The sequence below is a fragment of the Nonomuraea sp. NPDC003804 genome (genome assembly GCF_040610675.1).
Classification (GTDB): Bacteria; Actinomycetota; Actinomycetes; order Streptosporangiales; family Streptosporangiaceae; genus Nonomuraea.
Map to the genome: position 1 here is coordinate 103,037 of NZ_JBEXMT010000013.1, position 21,529 is coordinate 124,565.

General features: G+C 71.4%; 22 protein-coding genes. 10 read left to right on the plus strand and 12 right to left on the minus strand.

Translation table 11 applies throughout. The annotated features are described in order from the left end of the window. The first annotated feature begins 6 nt into the window (after positions 1-6). A complete protein-coding gene (locus ABZX22_RS19565; RefSeq protein WP_354910770.1) occupies positions 7-714 on the plus strand; it encodes a GAF and ANTAR domain-containing protein in 708 nt (235 codons plus the stop codon). A 67-nt stretch (positions 715-781) separates the two neighbouring features. Here the strand turns inward: ABZX22_RS19565 and ABZX22_RS19570 are convergent, their stop codons facing one another. Then, positions 782-1,156, minus strand: a complete 375-nt coding sequence (locus tag ABZX22_RS19570) for an STAS domain-containing protein (RefSeq protein WP_354910772.1) — start codon at positions 1,154-1,156, stop codon at positions 782-784. Positions 1,157-1,357: 201 nt separating this feature from the next. Between ABZX22_RS19570 and ABZX22_RS19575 the strand changes: the two genes are divergently transcribed. The 3 genes from ABZX22_RS19575 to ABZX22_RS19585 are packed head-to-tail and all read left to right on the plus strand — an operon-like array spanning position 1,358 to position 3,877. Continuing rightward, complete coding sequence (locus ABZX22_RS19575; protein WP_354910774.1) at positions 1,358-2,134, plus strand: SigB/SigF/SigG family RNA polymerase sigma factor; 777 nt, start codon at positions 1,358-1,360, stop codon at positions 2,132-2,134. A 13-nt stretch (positions 2,135-2,147) separates the two neighbouring features. Continuing rightward, on the plus strand, positions 2,148-2,561 hold the full coding sequence (locus ABZX22_RS19580) for an ATP-binding protein (protein ID WP_354910777.1): 414 nt from the start codon (positions 2,148-2,150) through the stop codon (positions 2,559-2,561). After that, positions 2,558-3,877: an NAD(P)/FAD-dependent oxidoreductase gene (locus ABZX22_RS19585; protein ID WP_354910779.1), complete on the plus strand. Its 1,320-nt coding sequence runs from the start codon at positions 2,558-2,560 to the stop codon at positions 3,875-3,877. The genes ABZX22_RS19580 and ABZX22_RS19585 overlap by 4 nt, the downstream gene beginning before the upstream one ends. 80 nt (positions 3,878-3,957) lie before the next feature. Here the strand turns inward: ABZX22_RS19585 and ABZX22_RS19590 are convergent, their stop codons facing one another. The 4 genes from ABZX22_RS19590 to ABZX22_RS19605 form a co-directional block, all read right to left on the minus strand. Continuing rightward, the gene (locus tag ABZX22_RS19590) at positions 3,958-4,149 is read right to left on the minus strand and encodes a hypothetical protein (protein ID WP_354910780.1); all 192 of its coding nucleotides are present in this window, start codon (positions 4,147-4,149) and stop codon (positions 3,958-3,960) included. Positions 4,150-4,155: 6 nt separating this feature from the next. Continuing rightward, positions 4,156-4,896, minus strand: coding sequence for a hypothetical protein (locus tag ABZX22_RS19595; RefSeq protein WP_354910783.1), 741 nt, complete (start codon positions 4,894-4,896; stop codon positions 4,156-4,158). 5 nt (positions 4,897-4,901) lie between these two features. Beyond that, on the minus strand, positions 4,902-5,477 hold the full coding sequence (locus ABZX22_RS19600; protein ID WP_354910785.1) for a hypothetical protein: 576 nt from the start codon (positions 5,475-5,477) through the stop codon (positions 4,902-4,904). Positions 5,478-5,556: 79 nt separating this feature from the next. Beyond that, entirely contained in the window at positions 5,557-5,982 is a 426-nt protein-coding gene (locus tag ABZX22_RS19605; protein WP_354910787.1) for a hypothetical protein, read from the minus strand. A 120-nt stretch (positions 5,983-6,102) separates the two neighbouring features. On the opposite strand from ABZX22_RS19605, the gene ABZX22_RS19610 reads away from it, so the two are divergent. Beyond that, positions 6,103-6,930: a DUF72 domain-containing protein gene (locus ABZX22_RS19610; RefSeq protein ID WP_354910790.1), complete on the plus strand. Its 828-nt coding sequence runs from the start codon at positions 6,103-6,105 to the stop codon at positions 6,928-6,930. A gap of 147 nt (positions 6,931-7,077) precedes the next feature. Next, positions 7,078-7,407, plus strand: a complete 330-nt coding sequence (locus tag ABZX22_RS19615) for a hypothetical protein (protein WP_354910792.1) — start codon at positions 7,078-7,080, stop codon at positions 7,405-7,407. Here ABZX22_RS19615 and ABZX22_RS19620 read toward each other — a convergent pair. From ABZX22_RS19620 to ABZX22_RS19650, 7 genes are all read right to left on the minus strand, one after another. Beyond that, entirely contained in the window at positions 7,385-8,215 is an 831-nt protein-coding gene (locus tag ABZX22_RS19620; RefSeq protein ID WP_354910795.1) for an NAD(P)-dependent oxidoreductase, read from the minus strand. The genes ABZX22_RS19615 and ABZX22_RS19620 overlap by 23 nt on opposite strands. Positions 8,216-8,219: 4 nt before the next feature. Further along, a complete protein-coding gene (locus ABZX22_RS19625) occupies positions 8,220-10,412 on the minus strand; it encodes an FAD-dependent oxidoreductase (RefSeq protein WP_354910797.1) in 2,193 nt (730 codons plus the stop codon). Continuing rightward, positions 10,409-12,649: a hypothetical protein gene (locus tag ABZX22_RS19630; RefSeq protein ID WP_354910799.1), complete on the minus strand. Its 2,241-nt coding sequence runs from the start codon at positions 12,647-12,649 to the stop codon at positions 10,409-10,411. The genes ABZX22_RS19625 and ABZX22_RS19630 overlap by 4 nt, the downstream gene beginning before the upstream one ends. Before the next feature lie 22 nt (positions 12,650-12,671). Next, on the minus strand, positions 12,672-13,523 hold the full coding sequence (locus tag ABZX22_RS19635) for a carbohydrate ABC transporter permease (RefSeq protein WP_354910801.1): 852 nt from the start codon (positions 13,521-13,523) through the stop codon (positions 12,672-12,674). Further along, on the minus strand, positions 13,520-14,365 hold the full coding sequence (locus ABZX22_RS19640; RefSeq protein ID WP_354910803.1) for a sugar ABC transporter permease: 846 nt from the start codon (positions 14,363-14,365) through the stop codon (positions 13,520-13,522). Before ABZX22_RS19640 ends, ABZX22_RS19635 begins: the two co-directional genes overlap by 4 nt. 38 nt (positions 14,366-14,403) lie before the next feature. After that, a complete protein-coding gene (locus ABZX22_RS19645; protein ID WP_354910805.1) occupies positions 14,404-15,771 on the minus strand; it encodes an extracellular solute-binding protein in 1,368 nt (455 codons plus the stop codon). 96 nt (positions 15,772-15,867) lie between these two features. Continuing rightward, complete coding sequence (locus ABZX22_RS19650) at positions 15,868-16,839, minus strand: LacI family DNA-binding transcriptional regulator (RefSeq protein ID WP_354910807.1); 972 nt, start codon at positions 16,837-16,839, stop codon at positions 15,868-15,870. Between the two features lie 173 nt (positions 16,840-17,012). On the opposite strand from ABZX22_RS19650, the gene ABZX22_RS19655 reads away from it, so the two are divergent. The 4 genes from ABZX22_RS19655 to ABZX22_RS19670 all read left to right on the plus strand — a co-directional run bounded on the left by ABZX22_RS19655 (position 17,013) and on the right by ABZX22_RS19670 (position 21,428). Then, entirely contained in the window at positions 17,013-18,149 is a 1,137-nt protein-coding gene (locus tag ABZX22_RS19655) for a mandelate racemase/muconate lactonizing enzyme family protein (RefSeq protein ID WP_354910810.1), read from the plus strand. 110 nt (positions 18,150-18,259) lie between these two features. Continuing rightward, positions 18,260-18,997: a class I SAM-dependent methyltransferase gene (locus ABZX22_RS19660; RefSeq protein ID WP_354910813.1), complete on the plus strand. Its 738-nt coding sequence runs from the start codon at positions 18,260-18,262 to the stop codon at positions 18,995-18,997. Further along, positions 18,994-20,139, plus strand: a complete 1,146-nt coding sequence (locus ABZX22_RS19665) for a hypothetical protein (RefSeq protein ID WP_354910815.1) — start codon at positions 18,994-18,996, stop codon at positions 20,137-20,139. The genes ABZX22_RS19660 and ABZX22_RS19665 overlap by 4 nt, the downstream gene beginning before the upstream one ends. Further along, positions 20,136-21,428 carry a pitrilysin family protein gene (locus tag ABZX22_RS19670; RefSeq protein WP_354910817.1) on the plus strand — a complete coding sequence of 431 codons (1,293 nt, stop codon included), beginning with the start codon at positions 20,136-20,138 and terminating at the stop codon, positions 21,426-21,428. Before ABZX22_RS19665 ends, ABZX22_RS19670 begins: the two co-directional genes overlap by 4 nt. Positions 21,429-21,529 lie beyond the last annotated feature (101 nt).

Here is a 21,529-nt window from a genome sequence, read left to right on the forward strand (position 1 = left end):
TTCGCCATGGCGAGAATGATCACCTCCGTGCTGGCGCGCGACCTGGCTGCGCTGGGCCGGGTCGGCGACGACACCTCGAGTGAGAGCGTACTTCGCGGGCTGACCACGACCCTGGCCCGGGGGGTGCCCGGCTGTTCGGGAGGGTCGGCCGAGCTGTGGCGCGACGACCGGGTGCTGGTGTCGGGGTCCCACAGCGAGCTCATCATGCTGGTCGAGGGCGAGCGGCGGATCGGCGAGGGGCCCTCCATCGAGGCGCGGGGCACGCGGCGCCGCGTGGTGGTCGCCGACGTGCTGCGCGACCGCCGCTGGGCGCGCTACGCGGGCCTGGCCACCCGGTGGGGCGTCCGTTCGGCGTTGGTGCTGCCGATCGAGATCCAGCCCGTGCTCCTGGTGGTGGGCCTGTACTCGGTACGGCCGGGCGCCTTCACCGCGCAGGCCGCCGCGCCGCTGTCGGAGATGCTGTCCGAGCAGGTCGGGGTGGCGATGGCGAACATGTGGGAGTTCGACGAGATGCGCACCGACGCCGCACAGCTGCAGGAGGCCATGGCCGGGCGGTCCGTCATCGACCAGGCCAAGGGCATCATCATGAAGACCAGCGGGTGCGGCGCCGAGGCGGCCTTCGAGGAGTTGCGCAGGGTTTCCCAGCACCATCAGGTCAAGGTCGCCGACCTGGCCCGGCTGCTGGTGGAGGAGCACCAGCGCAAGGCCCGCTGAGAGGTGCAGGTCCTGGAGCGGGGAGAGCATCTACCGGCCCGGCGCGAGGCCGGCCGGGAGGTGCCGGTCAGCTCAGCGCGGCGAGCGCTTCGTCGAGCGTCTCGTACAGCGGCAGCCGCTGCGCCAGCCCGGTGATCCACATCACCTTCGACGGCGAGTAGCGCACGCCCACCAGCGCGAACCTGCCACCCGCCGACGTGCACCCCTGCCAGTGGTGCACGATCAGGCCGAGCGCGCGAGAGTCCATGAAGGTGACCCCCGCCAGGTCGAGGATGAGATCGTGGCCGTGGACGGCCACCACCTCGGCCAGATGGTCGGCGAACTGCTCCCTCGTCGTGGCGTCGAGCACGCCCTCCACGGCCACCACGGGCAGTCCGCCGGCGATCGACGACGTCAGACTCAGGGCGGCCTTCGGCCACTCACCGTTCTCCGACACCGTCACCCGAAGCCTCCTCCGTCGTCCCCTGTCTGGCAGGGCAACCCTACTGTCACCGGCCAGGGGTTGAATACTCCATCCCAAAGGGGGAAAACTGAAGTCGAAGTCCAGCAGAGGGCTTCCGAGCGACCTCTCGTGAGGCGCGCCTCTGCCTGGGCTTTTTCGCTGTGCGGGGGCGGGCTGCGACCATATGAGGAGCAGACGCCAATGGCTGTTCAGGAACGCGTCCTCGACGACATGACCGCGGAGGAACTCCTGGCCGAGATGGTCAGGGACGGCACCCCTGACTCGGTGCGCGAAAGGGTGCGTGAGCGCGTCGTCGAGATGCACCGGCCGCTCGCGATGGAGATCGCCAGACGCTACCGCTACCGGGGCGAGCCGATGGAGGACCTTCTGCAGGCCGCCTACGTGGGCCTCATGAAGGCCATCAACGGCTTCGACGCGGGCCTCGGCCACGCCTTCAGGGGCTACGCCGTCGTCACGATGACCGGTGAGGTCAAGCGGCACTTCCGCGACCGCACCTGGGCGATCAGGGTGCCCCGGCTCTACCAGGAGCGCCGCTCCGAGCTCAACAGGCTGGTCTCCGACCTCAGCCAGGATCTCGGCCGCGCCCCCACGGTGGCCGAACTGGCCGCCAAGATGAACATCTCGGAGGAGGACGTCCTGCTCACCCTCGACGCCTCCGCCGCCTACAGCACGCTGTCGCTGGACGCCCCGCTGGGCGCCGACGACGACGCCGCCTCCCTGGGGGACGTGATCCCCGAGGACGACGACACTCTCAACACCCTGGTCGACCAGCAGGCCGTCAAGCCTCTCATCGACGCGCTGCCCTCCAGGGAGAAGAACATCCTGCTGCTGCGCTTCTTCGGCAACATGACGCAGGCCGAGATCGCGGCGGAGTTCGGAATCTCGCAGATGCACGTCTCGCGCATTCTGCGCAAGGTTCTCGACCAGCTCAGGGCAGAACTGATCGCGGAGCGCTAGGTGGGGGCTTCCCATGGACGGGGAACAAAGGAACGCCCTGATCAGAGAAGTGATCTTCCGGCTGTCCGACCTGCCGGAGGTCCGGGGTTTCGCCGCGGACCAGGCGCGCGCGTCGGGCCTGTCCGAGACGGAGGTCACCGACCTCCTCGTCGCGGTGAACGAGGTGACCACCAACGCGGTCACCCACGGCGCCCGGGACAAGGCCCGCCTGCGCATCTGGCGGGAGGACGACCAGGTCGTCGTGGAGGTGCACGACGACGGCCGGTGGAAGCTCGAGGGCGAACCGGGCGCCACACCGCCCGCGCCCGACGCGACCAGAGGCATGGGCCTGTGGGTGGCCCGACGGCTCGCCGGCAGCGTCGACATCCGTACCGGCGAGCAAGGCAGCACGGTTACGATGCGCTTCGGGGGTAGAGGAGCGCGATGACTCCTCGCATCGTTATCCTTGGCGGCGGCTCGGTGGGGATGTTCACCGCGCTGCGGCTCCAGCGCCGGCTTCGCGCGGGCGAGGCGCACATCACCCTCATCGACGTCGACTCCTACATGACCTACCAGCCGTTCCTTCCCGAGGCGGCGGCGGGCAACCTGGAGGCCAGGCACGTCGTCGTCTCGCTGCGCCGGGTGCTGCCACGTTGCACGATTCTCAACGGCGTCATCGAGGACATCGACACCGGCAGGCGCGAGGTGAGCTTCCGGCCGCACCGGGGTCAGGCGCGAAGCGTCGGCTACGACCTGCTCGTCGTGTGCCCCGGCTCGATCTCCCGCACCCTGCCCGTCCCCGGGCTGGCCGAGTCCGGCATCGGGTTCAAGACCGTGGAGGAGGCCATCCACCTGCGCAACCACGTCCTCGGCCAGCTCGACCTGGCCGCCTCCACCGACGACGAGGCGATCAGGCGCGAGGCGCTGACCTTCGTGTTCGTCGGCGCCGGTTTCGCCGGCGTCGAGGCGCTGGCCGAGCTGGAGGACATGGCCCACGACGCCTGCCGCTACTACCCGGGCGTCGAGCCGTCCGACCTGAAGTGGTACCTCATCGAGGCGACCGACCGGATCCTGCCCGAGGTGGGGCCCGAGATGGGCGCCTGGACCCTGGAGCAGCTGCGCGCCCGCGGCATCGACGTGCGGCTGAAGACCAGCCTCGAGTCGGCCGTGGACGGGCGGATCGTGCTCGACGACGGCTCGGTGTTCGACGCGGCCACGCTGGTGTGGACGGCAGGCGTCAAACCCAACCCGGTCGTCGCGCACGGCGACCTGCCCCTCGACGGCAAGGGCAGGGTGCGGGCCACGCCGTTCCTCAACGTCGTGGGCCACGACGAGGTCTTCGCCGCAGGTGACTGCGCCGCCGTACCCGACCTGACCAAACCGGGCCAGTACACCGCGCCCAACGCCCAGCACGCCATACGGCAGGCCAGGGTGCTGGCCGACAACCTGCTGGCCACGATCAGGGGGACGGCGCGCAGGCCGTACCGGCACGCCTACGCGGGCTCGGTCGCCAGCCTCGGCCTGCACAAGGGCGTCGCGCAGATCTACGGCGTGAAGTTGCGAGGGCCGCTGGCGTGGTTCGTGCACCGGACCTACCACCTGTCGCGGATGCCCACCACGAACAGGAAGGCGCGGGTGCTCATGGACTGGACGCTCGCGCTGTTCTTCCGCAGGGACATCACGGCGCTGGCCGCGCTGAGCGATCCCCGCCGGGAGTTCGAGTACGCCGCCATGACCGAACGGACCGTCTCCCACGCCCGCTGAGCACGTGCCAGGCCGGGCACGCACGAGGGACGCCCTCCCGCAGGGCGCCCCTCGTGATCTCAGGGTGGATCGTGGTGGCGCTAGCGCCTGGTACGGCGCCAGCCGCCGCGGTAGCCGCTGATGCCGGCCGTCCCGATGCCCGCCTGGTGCAGGGCGAGCAGGCACAGGCCGAGCAGGACGAAGGCCATTCCGCTGATGCCGGCGATCCTCGTGTTCAGCAGGTCGAGTAAGAACCCGAGCCCGAACACGATCGCCGCGACGATGGCGAGCATGTCATGTCACCTTTCCGCCGGGGTGAGAGTGAGGAGCAACTGGTCGACCATCAACCGGTATTCACGCAGGGCCTGGCGCAGCACCTCGGTGTCGCCCCCGCCGGCGTTCTTGCACCGGTCGCGCAGCTGGGCCGCACGGGAGGTCAGGGTCGCCAGCAGCTCCTCCACCAGCGCGTCGGCCCGGTCGACCGACTCGCGGGGATCGTCGACGAAGTAGGCCTGGACCTCACGCCAGCGGATGCGCACCTGCTCCGGGTCCTGGTCGAGCAGGAACCCGCCCGGCTCGGCGCCCTCGCGGCGGATGTCCTGGCCCGCGGCGGATCCCGGCCCGGCGGGCCCGGCCGTGGCCGGCTGCGTCCGCTCCGGCTCGGCCGTTCCCGCGCCCTGCCCGGCGGCCTCCGGCCGGGCGGTCTCGCCGCGGTGGCCGGCGAGGACGTCGTCCGGCGCCTGCGTCTCGTAGGGGTCGTGGTAGCGGGTGTCCTCCTGCTGACGGCCGGCGTCGGCGTCCATCATCGGCTGGTGCCGCTCCTCGTGGCCGCCCTCCCACGCCTGGCCGGCGCGCGCCTGGTCCTCCTGGGCCAGGTCGTCGCGCGTGCGGCCCTGCCACTGCCGCTCGGCGTTCTGGTCACGCGATTCGGCGGCGGTGGCCTGGAAGTCGCGGTCGGTGGCGTCGGGATCGTTCCTGGCCTGGTCGGCGCGCGGCGGGGGCACCTGTAGCGCGTCCTCGGCGGGTCTGTGCTCGGTCATATCGTTCACCGTCCTCTGGGTTCCTGACGGGGGAAGTGAGGGGCGTCGTCGTGCAGCAGGTCCTGGAACAGCGCGCGGTAGTGCACCATGGCCTGGCGGAGTTCCTCGGTCGAGGCCTCCTTCCTGGCCGCGCGGCCGCTGATCTCGTGGGCCTTGCGATAGTGGTCCAGCGTCGTGGCGTGCGCGACCGACAGCGTCGAGACCTTGTCGTCGTAGTCGCCCGTGGGGTAGCCGCGGTCACCCATCACCGAGGTCACCAGCTGGTCCGCCTCGGTCACCGCGAACCCTGGCGCGTCGACGAAGCGCTCCTGCACCTCGCCCCAGCGCACGGCGTAGACCTGCCGGCTGCCCTCGTCGAGGGGCCTGATGTCGAGCTCGGAGAAGCGCTGCTCCCGCGCCATCAGTTCCTGCTCCGCCTCGCGCGTGCTGTCGTGTTCGGCGACCGCGCGCTCGTATTCCGGCCCGAACCTGTCGCGCAGGCCGGCCCGGCGTCTTTGCTGAAGGATGACGTAGCCGACCGCGGCGATGGCGAGAACCACCACCACGATGACGGCCACCCAGATCAGCGTTGAGGTGGTCATCAGACGCCTCCGGGGTCTGTCGGGATGTGCCGTGATCGGCCTTCCGACTGCCCCGGAGGCGCGTGCCGAAACGCCTCTGTCAGCTACCCTCGACGGCCTTCACGGCGCGGCCCAGCACCTCGGCGACGTGCGAGCCGGACGGGGCCGCCGGGACCTCCGTGAACCCCTCCACCGGGTCATAGGCCACGTCGAGCCCCTGGTCCACCAGCCGCCGCGCCCACCGCAGGGCGGTGTTGAGCCGCTCGGGCGCCACCGGCCTGCCCTGCGCCGCCGCCGACAGGTTCCGCAGGTTGGTGGCGGGCCCCGACTGGGCGTGGGTACGGCTGAGCGTCCACGGCAGCGCCCCGCCGTGGTCGAGCTGCGCCTTGGCCAGACCCGCGGCCCGCTTGGCCTGCAGCACGCCCGACTCGCTCACCCCGAAGTGGGCCGCCAGCTCCCGCACGCTCATGCCCTCGCTGACCAGCCGCGCCAGCTCCGCCCTGTCGATCGTCGGCCTGCGCCCCACCACGTCCTCCAAGCTCGCCGTGGCGTCCAGGGTAGGCGCTCGCCGCCTGCCGGGTCACGAAAGGATCACCGGCGCGGATCCGATAGCGTCGATTCCATGCGGCTTCACGTGGGATGCGCGATGTGGACTCATACCCCATGGCAGGGGCGTTTCCTGCCGCATCCGCTCCCACCGGGCGAGCGCCTGCGCGCCTACGCGAGCTGGTGCGACGCGGTGGAGGGCAACACCACCTTCTACGCGACGCCGACGCGCGCCACCGTGGAGACGTGGGCCGCCCAGACCGGCCCCGACTTCCGCTTCGTGGTGAAGCTGCCCAGATCCATCACGCACGAGCGCCGCCTGAGCGGCGTCGAGGAGGAGCTGAGCGCGTTCCTGGAGGCGATCGAGCCGCTGGGGCCGCGGGCGCACGCCCTGTGGGTGCAGCTTCCCGGATCGTTCGGGCCGGCCGACCTCGGCGGCCTGGCCGCCTTCCTCCGCCGCCTCCCGCGCTCCCACCGGTACGCCGTCGAGGTCCGCCACCGCGCCTTCTTCGACGACGCCCGCTCCGAGCGGCTCCTCGAACAGGTGCTGGCGGGCGTCGAGGCCGAATGGATCCCGTTCGACACCACCACCCTGTTCCGCAGCCCGCCGACCAGCGACGCCGAACGGGACGCCTGGACGAAGAAGCCTCGCGTGCCCCGCCGGTCACGCGCGCTGACCGGCCGTCCGATCGTCCGCTACCTCGGCAGGGACGACACCGAGCGCACCGTCGAGGGCTGGCGGCACTGGATCGGTACGGTCACCGAGTGGCTGCGCGAGGGCCGCTCGCCGACCGTGTTCATCCACACGCCCGACAACGCCGACGCGCTGCCGCTGGCCCGCCGCTTCCACGACGAGGTGCGGGCCCGCCTGCCCGAGGTGGAGCCGCTGCCCGAGCCGGTGCCCGCCGAACCGCTGACCCTCTTCTGACCCGCACGTGCCGGCTTCGCGCCGCGTGCGTGGCCGCCGGGCGTCCACGGCGACGGGCAGCGGCACGCGTGGGGGCGGGAGACAACCGCGGGAAGGCGTGACATGATCGACGATCTCCAGGATCCTGGACGGCGAAGGAGTCGACCCATGATGCCCAGAGCCCTGCCGATCCTCGCCGCCGTCCTCATCGGCGCGGGGGCGGTCGCCGGCTTCGTCCCGGTCTCCGCTCAGGGCGTCGGCTGCGGGAGCGCCTTCGTCGCCGGCAACGCGCCGGTGGAGGCCGACTATCGCCATGTGCGGGCCCTCAAGGCCGCCGGCCTGCCGATGGACGTCATCGACCCGTACGCGGCGGCCTGCCGCGACGCGCGCGGCCGTGTCCTCCTGCCCGCGACCGCTCTGCTGGGCGCGGGCGCGGCGGGGCTCCTCGCCGGACAGATGTTGGCCAGGCGTCGTGTCAGACGCGGAACTCCGCGCTGAAGCCGAGAACGGCGGTGGCCCTGGTCAGCTTCAGCGGGACGGTGCGCCCCGGCAGGGGGCAGCGGATCTCGGCGGCGGGGTGATAGCGGCGGAGCAGATCCTCGGTGGGGTGGGAGACCAGGGTTTCCGGGGCCGCCACGGTGACGACGTGGAAGCCGGCGGGGCTGAGGCCGAGCAGGCACGCCCGGGCCGCGTCGCGGGTCTCGAGGTAGGCCCACAGGCCGGGCGCGTGCAGGCCGGGGTCCAGCTCGCACCGTCGCGCGAAGTCGAGGAGGCGCTCGTCGAAGCCGCCGACGTACGGCAGGCGCAGGGCGACCACCGACATGACGTAGCGGCGCGACATCATCTGCGCGGTCAGCTCGTCGACCTGCTTGGACAGCGCGTAGGGATCCTCGGGCCCTGGCGGTTGCTCCTCGTCCACGGGGACGTATCGCGGGTGGAGGGTGCGCGCGGCGAACGGCAGCCCCGAGATCGCCGTGCTGCTCGCGGTGCACACCCGGGTGATCCCCGCCTTGCCGGCCTGCTCCAGCACGGTGTAGGTGGCCTGGGTGTTGGTGGCGAAGACCGTCTCGGCCGGATGCCGCTCGGGGGTGGGGATCGCGGCGAGGTGGATCACCGCGTCGGCGCCCCTGAGTGCTTCCCGCACGGCGCGCGGGTCCGTCGCGCTTCCCTCGACGACCAGCTCGGCCCTGAGGTCTCCGGGATCTTCCAGCACGAGGGCGTTGGCCGGGATCCCCCGCTGGCCGAGCAGGTCGAGGACAGCCCGGCCGATACGGCCGGCCGCACCGGTGACCAGGACACGCTTCATGGGTCTACTCATACACGCGAACCGCCACGACATGGGCGTACGGTGTCCCGTTGCCGGCCTCGACCACGATCCTCAGCGCGTCGGCGGCGACCGGCTCGAGGTCGTGGACGTTGCGGCGGCGGCGGTTGCCGCGCACCTCGGCCACCGTCCGCCAGCCGCCGTCCTGCCGTACCTGTAGCCGGTAGTCGCGAAGCAGCGTCGGCATGATCTCGAACGGCGTGCGGTGGTGGTGCAGGTTGATCAGGTCCTCGTTGACGTCGTCGTCGGCCAGCACGTCGACGCGGCCGATCGTCACCGGCGACGGCCAGGACAGTTCGAGGGTGGCGGGCAAGGTGTCCGACACCCACATGTGGGGTCCGGCGTGCGGACGCTGGAAGCCGTCGAGCGCCCTGGACGGGGCGAAGGCGTCCGTCGGGCCGGCCCGGAAGCAGAAGGCGCGGCGCAGCAGACCGGCGTCGGACCACTCCCGCAGCAGCTGGGGCGCCTCGTCCTGGGGTCGCAGCGGGACCCGGGTCAGGCAGAGCACGCCAGGCGTCGGCTGGTCGGCGACATGGAGGCGGACATCAGGGTTCGCCCGGATCAGCAGGAACGCGTTCTGCGCCCGACCGGGCCGGAAGGACAGATCCACGCGGACCCACTGGTTCTTCCCCGGTTCCACCGGTACGGCATGCGAGGCGATCAGCTCCCGCGGCACGTAGTTCTGGCCCAGCACCGGATCGTAGAGATCCACGACCAGCTCGGTGCCGGCAGCCGCGTCGAGCAGGAGCTCGATCGCGTCCAGAGCCGGGTCGACCGGCACGACCAGTCCGGCGTCCGCCTCCAGCGGCCACACCTCGGCCGGGGTCTCGACCGCGAATCGGGTCAACGTGCTCGACGCGGAGGCGGTGGCGGCCCGCGCGAGATCCGAGGGGTCCTCGTACGGCAGGCCGATGATCGAGCCGTCCTCCTTCAGGAGGGTTCTCTGAAGGTCGCGCGCGTCCAGCTCGCGAGGTGAGAGACCGCCGGCCACGCACAGGGCGGCCGCGGTGCCGGCCGCCTGGCCGATCGTGGCGCAGGTGGCCATCACCCTGGTCGAGCCGAACGCCACGTGCGACGCGGAGATGTTCCGCCCGGCCATGAGCAGGTTGGGCACGTTCCGCGAATAGAGGCACCGGTAGGGGATGTGGTAGATCCCGTCGGCGTAGCGCTGCTTCGCGCCGTCCTCCTTGGCGTACATGCCCTGCGGCGGGTGCAGGTCGATCGACCATCCGCCGAAGGCGACCCTGTCGTCGAACGGGGTCTGGCCCAGCACGTCGTGCTGGGTGAGCACGTGGTCGCCGAGGAACCGGCGGTACTCCCGCTTGCCGGGCAGCGACCCCACCCACTCCAGGGTCATGGTCTCCGCGTCGAACTTCCCGGAGTTCTTGATGTGGTCCCAGATGCCGTAGATGACCGACCACAGCTCGTCGCGGATGCGGTCGTTGTCGTGCACGGTGTCCAGCTCGCCGCCGAACTCGATCCACCAGTAGGCGCAGCCGTTGTCGCCGGCCCTGATGATCCGCCGCTCGGGGATCGACGTCCCGGTGATGTCCTTGGCGAAGCTGGGCGGGACGTAACGGACCGGCTCGCCCGCGTCCTTGGTGTAGAAGAGCAGCGTGCTGCCGAGCGTGATGTCGTCGGGCACCTCCGGCGCCCACGGCTCGCCGTACTCCGCGCGTCCCTCGCGGCCGACGCGGTGGCTCGCGCCGGCCAGGTGGCCGACGAGTCCGTCGCCGGTGCAGTCCAGGAAGATCGGCGACTCGAAGGTGATCAGCCGCTCCGAGCCCATCATCCAGCCGGTCACGGCGCTGATCCGGCCCGCCGGGCACGACACCTCCCGCACGTCGGTGTTGAGGAAGAGCGCGATGTTCGGTTCCTGCCGGACGAGGTCGAGAACGGTCGTGTCCCAGAAGTAGGGATTGCCGTGCGGGTTCCTGTACTGGTTCTCCAGGAAGAGCTCGCCCATGATGCCGCCCTCGCGGGCGTGGTGGTTCCTGCCGTGCCCGGTCGCCCCGACCACCCAGACCCGGACCTCGCTGCTGGAGTTGCCGCCGAGCACGGGCCGGTTGGTGACCAGGGCGACCGTACGGCCCAGCCGGGCCGCGGCGACGGCGGCGTTGACGCCGGCCAGACCGCCGCCGATCACGGTCACGTCGTGGGAGAGGGATTCGGTTCTCATAGCTCCAGCCCGTAGTAGAGACGCGGGGCGCCGTCCAACGTGACCTGGACGCGGCGGCCCGTGGCGGTGATCGTGCGCTCCTGCCCGATGCAGTCGATCTCCCGGATCGCCGGACCGGAGGACTTCAGCGACACGCACGTCTTGGTCGGCCAGTGGTCCACCCAGCCTTCGGGGTGCGGGTACCACTGGTCCGCGCCGTGGTCCCGGTTGAGGATGTAGCCGTCCTTACGGCTCCACAGGACCGCGAGCTTGCCGCGCGGAGTGTCGAAGAGCAGGCCCTTCAGGTCGGGGTCGGCGAAGGTGAGCCAGCGCTTGAACGTCGCGCCCTCCAGATGGCGCGTGGCCGTCGCGAACGCCAGCAGCGCGGGCTTGGCGCTGGTGTCGCGGTTCAGCAGCCCGAAGTGGTATTCCGGGTTGTTCGGATCGGCCTCCTGCGGGTGGTGGATGGTGCTGTCGTGGGGCTGGTACCAGTTGACGCCGTCCACGCCTTCCGACAGGCAGAGCGCGAGCTGGAGCAGCGTGTTCTCGGCGGCCTGGCGGTGGGTGTCGTTCCACCAGCGGTTGGGTCTGGTGCAGGCGTAGGCCTCGGTCAGCCAGAGCTCCTTGTCGCCGCCGTACTCGTCGAGGGTCTGCCTGGCCTTGCGCAGCGCGCCCAGGAAGTTCCAGTAGGAGCCGTTGGCGCCCTGCTCCCAGTCCTCCGGCGGCGGGGCGTAGTCGGCGGTGAAGTTGCCCCGGCCGGGATGGAAGGCGAACGCGTCGATCAGGTCCCAGCCGCCGGCCGCGTGGAAGTTGGCCGTCCAGCGGTAGTCCATGCCGCCCAGCCCGCAGTTCATCAGCTTGACGCCGGAGTCCTTGAGCCTGTCGTGGATGGGTTTCAGGCCGTCGCGCACGTATTCGGCGGCCTTCTGCCCGGACATCCAGGGCTGGTTCAGCTCGTTGGCCACCTCGAAGTAGGCGGCACCCGACTGCACGGCGATCCTGGCCCGGTCGTCGGCCCAGGCGGCGATCTGCTCCGCCGTACCGTTGAAGATCACCCCGCCGAGCTGGACGTTGTGCCTGATGCCCAGCGCGTCGAGTTCCGCGGGCGGGATGCCCGGTGCGCCGTCGTAGGCGATGCGCACCCATCTCACGCCGATCCTCTGCATCAGCCGGCCGACCTGCTGCTTGTCCGGGACGAGCAGCCAGGTGTAGTTCGCGATGCCGAACCTGCCGTCGGCGCGGTAGGCGTAGGGCTTGAGGGTGGCCAGGTTCGTCCGCGCGAACGCCTCCTCACTTCCCGAGGTGGCCTTGACCTCGGCGAACACGAGGCCCTGCGCGGGCCCCCGCACGGTGAGCGTCTCCTGCCAGGCCGCGCCGGGCTCGACGGTCCTGGTGAGCCGGCCGGTGCCGAGCACGGTGCCGTTGAAGTCGCGGGCCCACCAGGTCAGGGTGACGGGCTTGGCGTCGGCGGCGCCGTTGACCACCTGGGCGTTGACCGCCATGGTCGCGCCCGGCTCGTAGAGGCCGAAGGGCTGGTCGCTCCACACGTCGACGCCGAGCGGCGCGGCGGTCGCCACCGCGTTGGCCGCGCTCGGCCGCAGGTCGCCGAGGACCAGCTCCACCCGGGTCGCTCCGTCCTGGCCGGCCGGCGCGTGGATCCAGGTGGCGTTGGTGAACGACGGATTGGAGGCCGCCAGCCGGAAGCAGGCGCGCGTGCCGGCCCACGTCTCCTGGTAGAGCGAGCCCGCGTTGACCTCGTACGGCACGCCGCCGCGAGGGTCCTTCGTCCAGACGGTGGCGGGCACGTACTTCTCCGGCGCGGTGTTGCCGACCAGAGCACGGGAGAACATGTAGCCGGTCGGGGAGAGCGTGGCGCTGCCGGTCACCTCCCAGCTCATGCTCGCCCGGCGGGCGGCCACGGTGAACGTGCCGCGCACGGTCACCGCCGAGGCGCTCGCCGGCATCGTGTAGGCGACCTGGAGGGCGGGCCGGCCGTTCACCGTGGTCAGGCTCGGCGTGCCGCCGAACGTGCGCTGCTGCCCGAGCACGGTGTCCTTGATCATGAAGTGGCCGATCCTGAGAAGATCGGTCCCCGAACCGTCGCGGACGAGGATCGAGCCGCCGGCCTCGGCGACGAGCGTGATGCCGTCGGCCGAGATCGACAGGGCGTCCGCCTGGGCGGGGGTGACGGTGAGCGCGGAGGCCGCGCCGGCGAGCGCGGCGGTCTGGAGAAGGGTGCGGCGGGAGACATCAGGCATGGGGGGTCCGCCTTTCGGGGGGTTAGCCTTTGACGCCGGTGAAGCCGAGCCCGGCGACGACGTACTTCTGGAAGACCGAGAACAGGAGAACCGGCGGGGCCAGCGCCATCGCCATGCTGGCGATCAGGAGGTCCTGCGGCGCCTGGTCGGCCAGCGTGGCCAGGGCCACGCTGATGGGTTGCTTGTCCGGGTCGGTGATGGCCACGAGCGGCCAGATGAAGTCCTTCCAGCTGTGCATGATCGCGATCAGGCTGATGACGGCCAGGATCGGGCGGCTCATCGGCAGCACGATCCTGGTCAGCAGCTGCCAGGAGCCGGCGCCGTCGACCCGGGCGGCGGCGAAGAGCTCCGGCGGCAGCGCGTCGAAGAAGCGTTTGGCCAGCAGCACGTTGAAGGCGCTGGCTCCGGCGGGCAGCCAGATCGACCAGTAGGAGTCGACCAGGCCCAGGTCGATGATGGTCAGGAAGAGGCTGGCCATGGAGACGGTGTAGGGGACGAACATCGTGGCCAGGATCGCGCCGTAGATCAGCCTGCCGAGCCGGGGTTTCAGGACCGACAGGGAGTAGCCGGCCGTGATCGCGACGACCAGCTGGACGGCCCACGAACCGCCGACGACCTGCACCGTGTTGAGCAGGTAGTGGCCGATGCCCAGGTCGTTCCAGGCGGTGCCGAAGTTCTCCGGCCTGGGGTCGCCGGGCCAGAGCTGGAGCGGCTCGGCGATCAGGTCGGTGGCCGGGGAGATCGCGCCCTTGACGGTCATGTAGAGCGGGCCGACGCCGATCAGCAGGAGGACGGCCAGGGTGAGCCACTGGACCGCGCGCACCGCCGCCCTGACCGCCGGGCGGCGCTCCTCGACGTGGGAGATCAGGCTCATGAGGAGCTCCAGGCGCGGGTGGCCCGCAGGTAGATCGCCGACATCAGGCCCAGGAAGATCGCCAGGAGGAAGGCGAGCGCGGCGGCCTGGCCGTAGGCGCCGTCCCTGAAGGCGTACCTGAAGATCAGCAGGAGGATCGTCAGCGTGCTGTTCTCCGGGCCGCCGTCGGTGAACACGTAGGGCTCGGTGAAGACCTGGGTGGTGCTAACCAGCTGCAGGAGCAGCAGCAGGCCGATAGTGGGGCGGAGCTGGGGCAGGGTGATGTGCCACAGCCGGCGCGCGATCGACGCGCCGTCCATCTGCGCCGCCTCGTAGAGTTCGGCGGGGATGGTGACCATGGCGGCGAGGTAGATCAGGACCGTGCTGCCCATCCAGGCCCAGGTGGACTGGATGACCAGGCTGAGCATCGCGGTCCTGGGCGACTCCAGCCAGGGGAAGGGGCCCAGGCCGGCCAGGCCCAGCAACTCGTTGAACAGGCCGTGCCCCGGGTCGTAGAACCACTTCCACAGCAGGATCGCCACCACCGGCGGGATCACCACCGGGAGGTAGACGAGGAAGCGGTAGATCCCCGCGCCCTTCCGCACCGTCGACATGACGGTGGCCAGGATCAGCGGCGCCGGAAACCCGATCAGCAGGCCGAGCCCGACGAACAGCAGGGTGTTCGCGATCGCCGTGGAGAGCAGCGGGTCCCGCAGGAGCGCGGCGAAGTTGTCCAGCCCGACCCAGGTGGCCGGGTCGACCAGGTTCGTCTCCTGGAAGGAGATCAGCAGTCCCCGGATCATCGGCCAGTAGGAGAACACCCCGAAGGCGACGAAGGCCGGGATGAGGAACAGGAACGCCATGACGGTGTTCCCCCGCCTCCTGGCGCGCGTCGCGACGGTCACTGCCGGCTCGCGGCGAGCTTGGCGTTCACGTCGGTCTCGGCCTTGGCCAGCAGGGCGCTGACGTCGGCGTCCCTGTCGGTCAGGACGGCCTGCACCACGCTGTCGAGCACGGCGTAGACGGCCTGGGCCTGCACCGGCGGCTCGGCGCGGAGCCGGAGCCTGGGGGTGCCCTCGATCCACGGCCGGAAGTGCTCGAGCTTGACGTTCACGTAGGGCCTGACGGCCTCGTCGATCTTCGCCTGCCGGGTGGCGTCGAACATCGGCAGCGTCGGCACGCCGACGGCGGCGTTCGGATCGGCCGCCAGCGCCTTGGCCCGTTCGGCGGCGGCGCCGGTGTCGTACTGCGGCTGGGCGTAGGCGAACAGCAGCCACTTCACCGCCGCCGCCGTCTTCCCCGCGGAGGCCGACCTGGGCACCATGTAGACGTCACCGCCGGTCAGCGTGGCGTTCCCGCCGGCCTGGGGGAGCGGGCCGATGCCGAACGCGTCGATGTTCCGCATGCCGTAGGTCATCTTGGCCAGCCGGTAGGTGCCGGGCGTGCCCAGGTACATCCCGACCTCGCCGGCGGCGAACCGCTTGATCACGTCGTTCTGGTCGTTGAGCTGGTTGGCGCCCATGGAGTCGTCGGTCCAGCGCATCTCCTTCAACAGGGTCAGCGCCTGCCGGGTGGGCTCGGCGTTGAAGGCGGCCACCCACCTGTCGCCGTCCAGCCGCTCCATGTCGCCGCCGAAGGTGTAGGTCAGTTTCGTGAGCTGCCAGCCGCCCTGGTTGTTCTTGGACTCGTGCACGAATCCGGCCTTGCCGGTCTTCTCGGCGATCCGTTCGGCGTGGGCCCGCACCTCCTCCCAGGTGACCGGCGGTTTGTCCGGATCGAGGCCCGCCTTCTCGAACAGCTCCCTGTTGTAGACGAGTCCCATCGCGAAGGGCGACTGGGGCACGCCGTACACCTGGCCGGCGGCGTCGCTCAGCGGCCGCAGCACCTGCGGGTTGACCTCCTTGTAGTGCGGCCACTTGGCCAGCTCGGCGGTCAGCGGCTTGACCTGCTTGCGGGCGATCAGGCCCTGCGGCTCGGTGAGCGGCACCTTGATCACGTCCTCGACCTTGCCGCCGGCCAGCTTGGCGGAGAACGTCAGGGGGTCGTAGGTGGCCGGGGAGCCCTCGACGGTGATGCCGGGGTTCTGCTTCTCGAAGTCGGCGACCGTCTTCTCGAACGCGGCCAGGCCCGGCTTGTCCGTCGCCGGAGGCATGCCCTGGACCCTGAGGGTGATGGTGGCGGACTCCTGCCCGGCACCGGAGGACGATCCGCACGCGGCGGCGGCCGTGGCCAGAACGGCGACGCCGAGGGAGGCGGTGATCTTCTTCATCTGAACTCCCGCATTCAGGTCATAGCAGGAAAAACGGTGTTGAAGACGGCATGACGGGATGGCGGTACGGCGCGCGCCGTACCTCGGGAACCGCGGTCAGCGGAGGACGGGGCCGGTCGAGGCTCTGGGGATGAGCCGGGAGCCGATCTCCAGGACGCGACCGGCACCGCGCCCGGCGATGGTGTCGAGCAGCAGGTCGGTGGCCTGGGTGGCGAGCTCCTCGGCCGAGATGCGGATGGTGGTCAGCGACGGGGTGGAGGTCTCGGCGAGCAGGGTGTCGTCTATGCCGATCACGCTGACCTCCCGCGGCACGTCGACGCCGAGCTTGGCGAGCTGGTGCAGCACGCCGAGCGCGACCAGGTCGTTGTGGGCGAGCACCGCGGTGGCGTCGCAGGAGGTGACCAGGGTGGCGGCGTGCACGCCGGTCTCGAAGCGCGGCTCGTAGGGGCCCAGCTCGACGAGGGACAACTCGTGCGCCTCGAACGCCTCTCTTATCGACTTGCCGCGGCTGAGCTCGGGCCGCGAGCCGTTGACGAAGACGCACCTGGTGTGGCCGTAGGCCTTCAGGTGCTCGGCCGCCTGGGAGATGCCGGCGGTCAGCGAGATGCGGATCTCCGGAATGCCGGGCACGTGCCGGTTCACCAGCACCACCGGCATGGTCCGCGCCAGCTCGGCGAGCCTGTCCTCCGGCAGGGTGGAGGCCCACAGGATCATGCCGTCGACCCGCTTGGCGACCGCGGTGATGGTCTCCAGCTCGTCGGACTCCCGCTCGTCGGTGTCGGCCGCCAGGACGGTGTAGCCCAGCCGCCTGGCGCGGGCCTGCATCGACTTGAAGATCGGCGGGAAGAACGGGTTGGCGATGTCGGGGATGATCAGCCCGAGAGACTCGGTCTTCCCGCCGCGCAGCGAGCGGGCCGCCGGGTTGGGCGCGTAGCCCAGCTTCGCGGCCGCGTCACGGATGCGCTGCAGGGTCTGGGGCTGCACCTGGTCGGGGGCGGTGAACGCGCGGGAGACGGTCGAGACCGACACTCCGGCGGCCTGCGCCACCTGCCTGATCGTCACTGCCACGTTGCCCTCCGCCACGTCGTCGGTACGGAGGATGGTTGCAAACGTTCCCGGAAGCGTCAAGAGCGTATCTTCGCGGTTCGAAACCTGGTGAACCCGCGTCTGGCGGACGGTGTGGAGATGATGCATGATGGCGTTTCTGAGAATCCCGGTAACGTTCTCATAGGAGTTCGCCTGTGAAGATCACTGGTTGGGAAGTGCTCACCCTGCCCGAACACGGCGACAGCATGATGCTGCTCGTCGTCGACACCGACGAGGGCGTGCACGGCATCGGCGAGGTGGGCATCCGCTCGCGGCAGAAGGCGGTCTCGGGGGCGATCGAGCACCTGGGCGAGCTGCTGCTGGGCGAGGATCCCGCCCGGATCGAGCACCTGTGGCAGGTGATGTTCCGCCGGGGCTTCTTCCCCGCCGACCGGATCGTGTCGTCCGCCATCGCCGCGATCGATGTGGCGTTGTGGGACATCCGGGGCAAGACGCTGGGCGTGCCGGTCTACGAGTTGTTCGGCGGGCGGGTACGTGACCACGTCCCCGCCTACGCGCACCTGGGGGACGACTATCACGACCTCGAGGCGTTCCTGGACCGGGCGCGGGCGCTCGTCGGGGAGGGCTGGCGGCACCTGCGCTTCGCCGTGCCCCATGACAGGGACGGCACCCTCGACCAGCGGGCCTCGATGCGCTGGGGCATCGAACTGTTCCACGCGGTACGGCAGGCCGTGGGTGACGACGTGGAACTGATCCTCGACGTGCACACGCGGCTCGACCTGCCCGAGGCCGTGACGTTGTGCCGCGAGATCGAAGCGGCCAGGCCGTACTTCGTGGAGGACCCGCTGCGCTGCGAGGGCCTCGAAGCGTATCGATCGTTGCGGTCCCGCACGGCGGTGCCGCTGGCGGCGGGCGAGCAGTTCGCGTCGAAATGGGAGTTCCAGCGGCTCGTCGAGCAGGACCTCGTCGACTACGCCAGGGTGGACGTCGCCGTGGCGGCGGGGCTCACCGAGGCCAGGAAGATCGCCGCGATGTGCGAGACGCACTACGTCAAACTGGCCACCCACAACCCCCTCGGACCGGTCACCGCCGCCTCGTCGCTGCACCTGAACCTGGCCGCGCCGTACGTCGGGGTGCAGGAACACCAGGCCCAGCCCGAGCTGGCGGACATCTTCACCGCTCGGCCGCAGGTCCGTGGCGGTCGCCTGGACGTCCCGGATCTGCCCGGCCTCGGCGTCGACATCGACCGCGTCCAGGCCCGCAAGTACCAGGCCGTCGCCGCCGAACGCCCCCACCTGCGCACCCGCGACGGGGCCTTCACCAACTGGTGAGCCGACGCCGCGGAACCCGCCTGAGGTCGGCATCTTCCTGCCACGCGGGAACCCTGGCCGCCGCCGGACCCGGATGGTGTGATCGAGGCCCGACGCGAAAGGAGCCGTCGATGGCGGACTTCGACCACTGGGCCGAGATCTACAGCGCCTGGACGGCGATGGCGCAGGACGACCCCGCCGAGATCGAGTTCTACCAGCGCCTGGCCGGCGCGGCCGACGGGCCGGTGGCCGACCTCGGGATCGGGGTCGGGCGGCTGGCGGCCAAGCTGGATCCCCAGGTGGGTGTCGATGTGTCGGAGGCGATGCTGGCCGAGGCCCGCACGCGGCTGGGGCCGGGCATCCGGCTGATCAGGGCCGACCTCGCCGCGTGCGAGCTGCCCGAACCGGCCGCGCTGCAGTACTGCGGCCAGAACACCCTCAACCACCTGTCCCGGCGGTCGGTGCCGGAGGCGTTGCGGTGCGCCTTCCGTAACGCCAGGCCGGGCGGGCGGCTGGCGTTCGAGGTGGTGCAGCCCCGGCCGGAGCGGCAGAAGGCGAGGGACGGGGTGCCCCGGCTGCGGGTCTGGGACGAGGGCCGGGCGATCTACGAGATCACCCGCATGCTCGACAAGCAGGGGCTGGAGGCCGAGCTGGTCGGTCTGGTGGAGCGGCTGGACGGTGACCGCAGGGTGGTCGAGCGCGGCTACTTCCCGCCCATCCGGTTCTGCTTCCTCACCATGGCCGAGGTGGCGGACTGGGCCGAGGCGGCGGGCTGGCAGGTGGAGGGCGCGTACGCCGGTTTCACCGGCAGGCCGCTCGCGCCCGAGTCCTCGACCGCGGTCTGGTGCCTGCGCAGGCCGCCGCGATGAGCCGGGTGAGCGGGGTCGGGGTGAGCGGGGTCGGGGTGAGCGGGGTGAGCGCCGCCCAGCTGGAGGGCACGCTGTCGCTGGTCACCGGTCAGGAGCTGGAGACTCCCGGCGAGATGCTGTACGTCGCCAGGCGGGAGCAGCCCTCGCTGGTGGCGACACTGCTGAGCGCCTGGGAGGGCGAGGGGCGGCGGCTGGGCCCGGGGCTGGCGCACGAGCTGGCGCAACACCGCGGGCGGATGGCGTTCTACCGGCAGCAGCAGGCGCGCCTGCCCGTCGCGGTCGTCTCCCTCAAGGGGCTGGAGATCGCCGACAGATACCCTGACCCGCTGCTCAGGTACATGAACGACCTCGACTTCTGGGTGCCGGAGCGGGAACGGCTGTGGGAGCTGGCGGCCTGGCTGCTGGACGACGGCTGGTCCATGCACACGGCCACCTTCATCCGGCTGGAGCGGGAGCCGGAGGTGATCCTGAGCCTGCGCAGGCGGCCCGACGACCCGTACGGCCTGCCGTACGGGATCGAACTGAGCACGCTCGCCTACCTGGGCGACGGCCTCGGGGCGCCGCACCGCACGAGCGTGCCGGGCGACCCGGTGGTGAAGAACCTCGTGGCCCTGCTCTACGAGCGCTTCGAGCAGCCCTACCGGGCCAGGGACCTGATCGACGTGGCGGTGCTGCTGGGGGCGGCCTCCCCAGGGACACTGCGGGCCTGCGCCCTGGCGGTCAGCGAGCTGGCGCTCTGGCCGGAGTACGCCGAGCTGGCGGCACTGCTGGCGGCCGGCCCGCTGGAGGTGCCCGAACTGCCGGGGGAACGCAGGGCGCTGGTGCGCGCCAGCCGGCTCCGGCGGCGCACGACGGTGGTGAAGGCGCTGCGCAGGCCGGTCAGCCTGGCCGCGACGGCGTTGCAGAGCCGCATGACGGGCGCCGCGGTGCTGGACCGGCTCAGCCCGAAGGCGGCGCTGGAGGCGGGGCTGGCGCTGTTCGCGCTTCCGGTCGAGGGCGGTGTCCGCACCGACCGGCTGACGATCGGCGAGAGCGGCGGGGCGCTGTGGGCGCACACGCCCGTCGGGCGGTTCATCCTGGTCCACGGCGACGAGGTGGACGAGGAACTGCTGGGCGGCGCGAAGGCGGCGGGCGCGCTGTGACGCGACCGGTCCGCGCCGATCCGGCGGGCGGCCCGCCGGCGTGGGTCCTGCACCGCCCGCAGGCCGACGTGACCACGGTCAGCGTGTGGCTGCGCACCGGATCCCGCGACGAGGACGAGGCCACCGCGGGCGGCACGCACCTGCTGGAGCACATCCTGCTGCAGGCGCCGTCGGCGGGCGGGGAGCGGGCGGTGGACCTGCTGGAGGCGCTGGGCGGCGAGGCCAACGCGATCACCAGCCGGGAACACCTGGTGCTGTACGCGCGGGTGCCCACCGAGGCGGCGGTGCGCGCCCTTGACGTGCTGGCCAGGGCGCTGGCCGAGCCGGAGCTGAGCGGCGCGGTGCTGGCGGCCGAGCGCAAGGTGGTCCAGGAGGAGCTACGGCTGGCCGCCAGCGACCCGCTGGACGTGGTGCACGACGTCTTCTTCGACCTCGCCTTCCCCGGCCATCCCCTGGGCCGCCCGGTCGGCGGCACGATCGAGGAGGTCGGCCGGGTGGAGCTGGAGGCGTTGCGCGCCCACCACGCCCGGTGGCTGGGCTCGGCGGGGGTCGTGGTCTGCGGCGGCGCCGCGCCCGAGGCGGTGGCCGGCGTCCTGGAGAAGGGGCCGCTGGCCGCGCTCCCGCCGTGGACGCCGCCCGCCTGCGCCGGCCCGCCGGTGGTGGGGGCCGGGCGGAAGGCGCTCGAGCTCAACAGCGACACCGCCGGGGTGGTGCTGGGCGGGCCTGCGGTGCCGTACGGGCACCCGTTGCGACCGGCCTGGCTGGTGCTCATGGAGTTGCTGGCCGGGGCCAGCTCGGCGCTGCTGACCGAGGAGCTGCGCAACCGGCGCGGGCTCTGCTACGAGCTGTGGGCGCTGGCCGCGCCCTACCGCGACACCGGGGTGTGGCGCGCCTTCGTCGCCACGGCGCCCGAGCATGTCGAGGAGGTCGTGGCGACCGCCGTCGCGCTGCTGGCGCAGCCCGCCTGGTCGCCGGCGGAGGTGACGCGGGCCGCGCGGCGCACGGCCGCGCTGCTGCGGCTGGAGGCGGAGCAGTCGCTGGAGGAGGCCCTGCTGTACGGCAGGCACGCCCTGGTGGCCGGCTGCCCGGACTGGACGCTCGCGGGCGAGCTCGCGGCCATCGAGGCGGTCGCGCCGGAGGAGATCGCGGGGGCGGTCGCGCTGGACGAGGCGGCGCGGGCGGTGGGGCAGGGAATGGTCGCGCCGTCGATCGTGGCCGTCGCCGGAATGGCGGTTTCCTGCCAAGAATTCCCGCTCCCGGAAAATCACCGGGAAATGGGGCGAACATAAGCCTAGGAATGAGCCGCGGGCGGCGCTTGTCCGGCCGCCCGCAAACGAAGTGAGGAGCAGAGAATGGACCGTAACCGAGTCGTGTCGCGACGTCCCCGAGT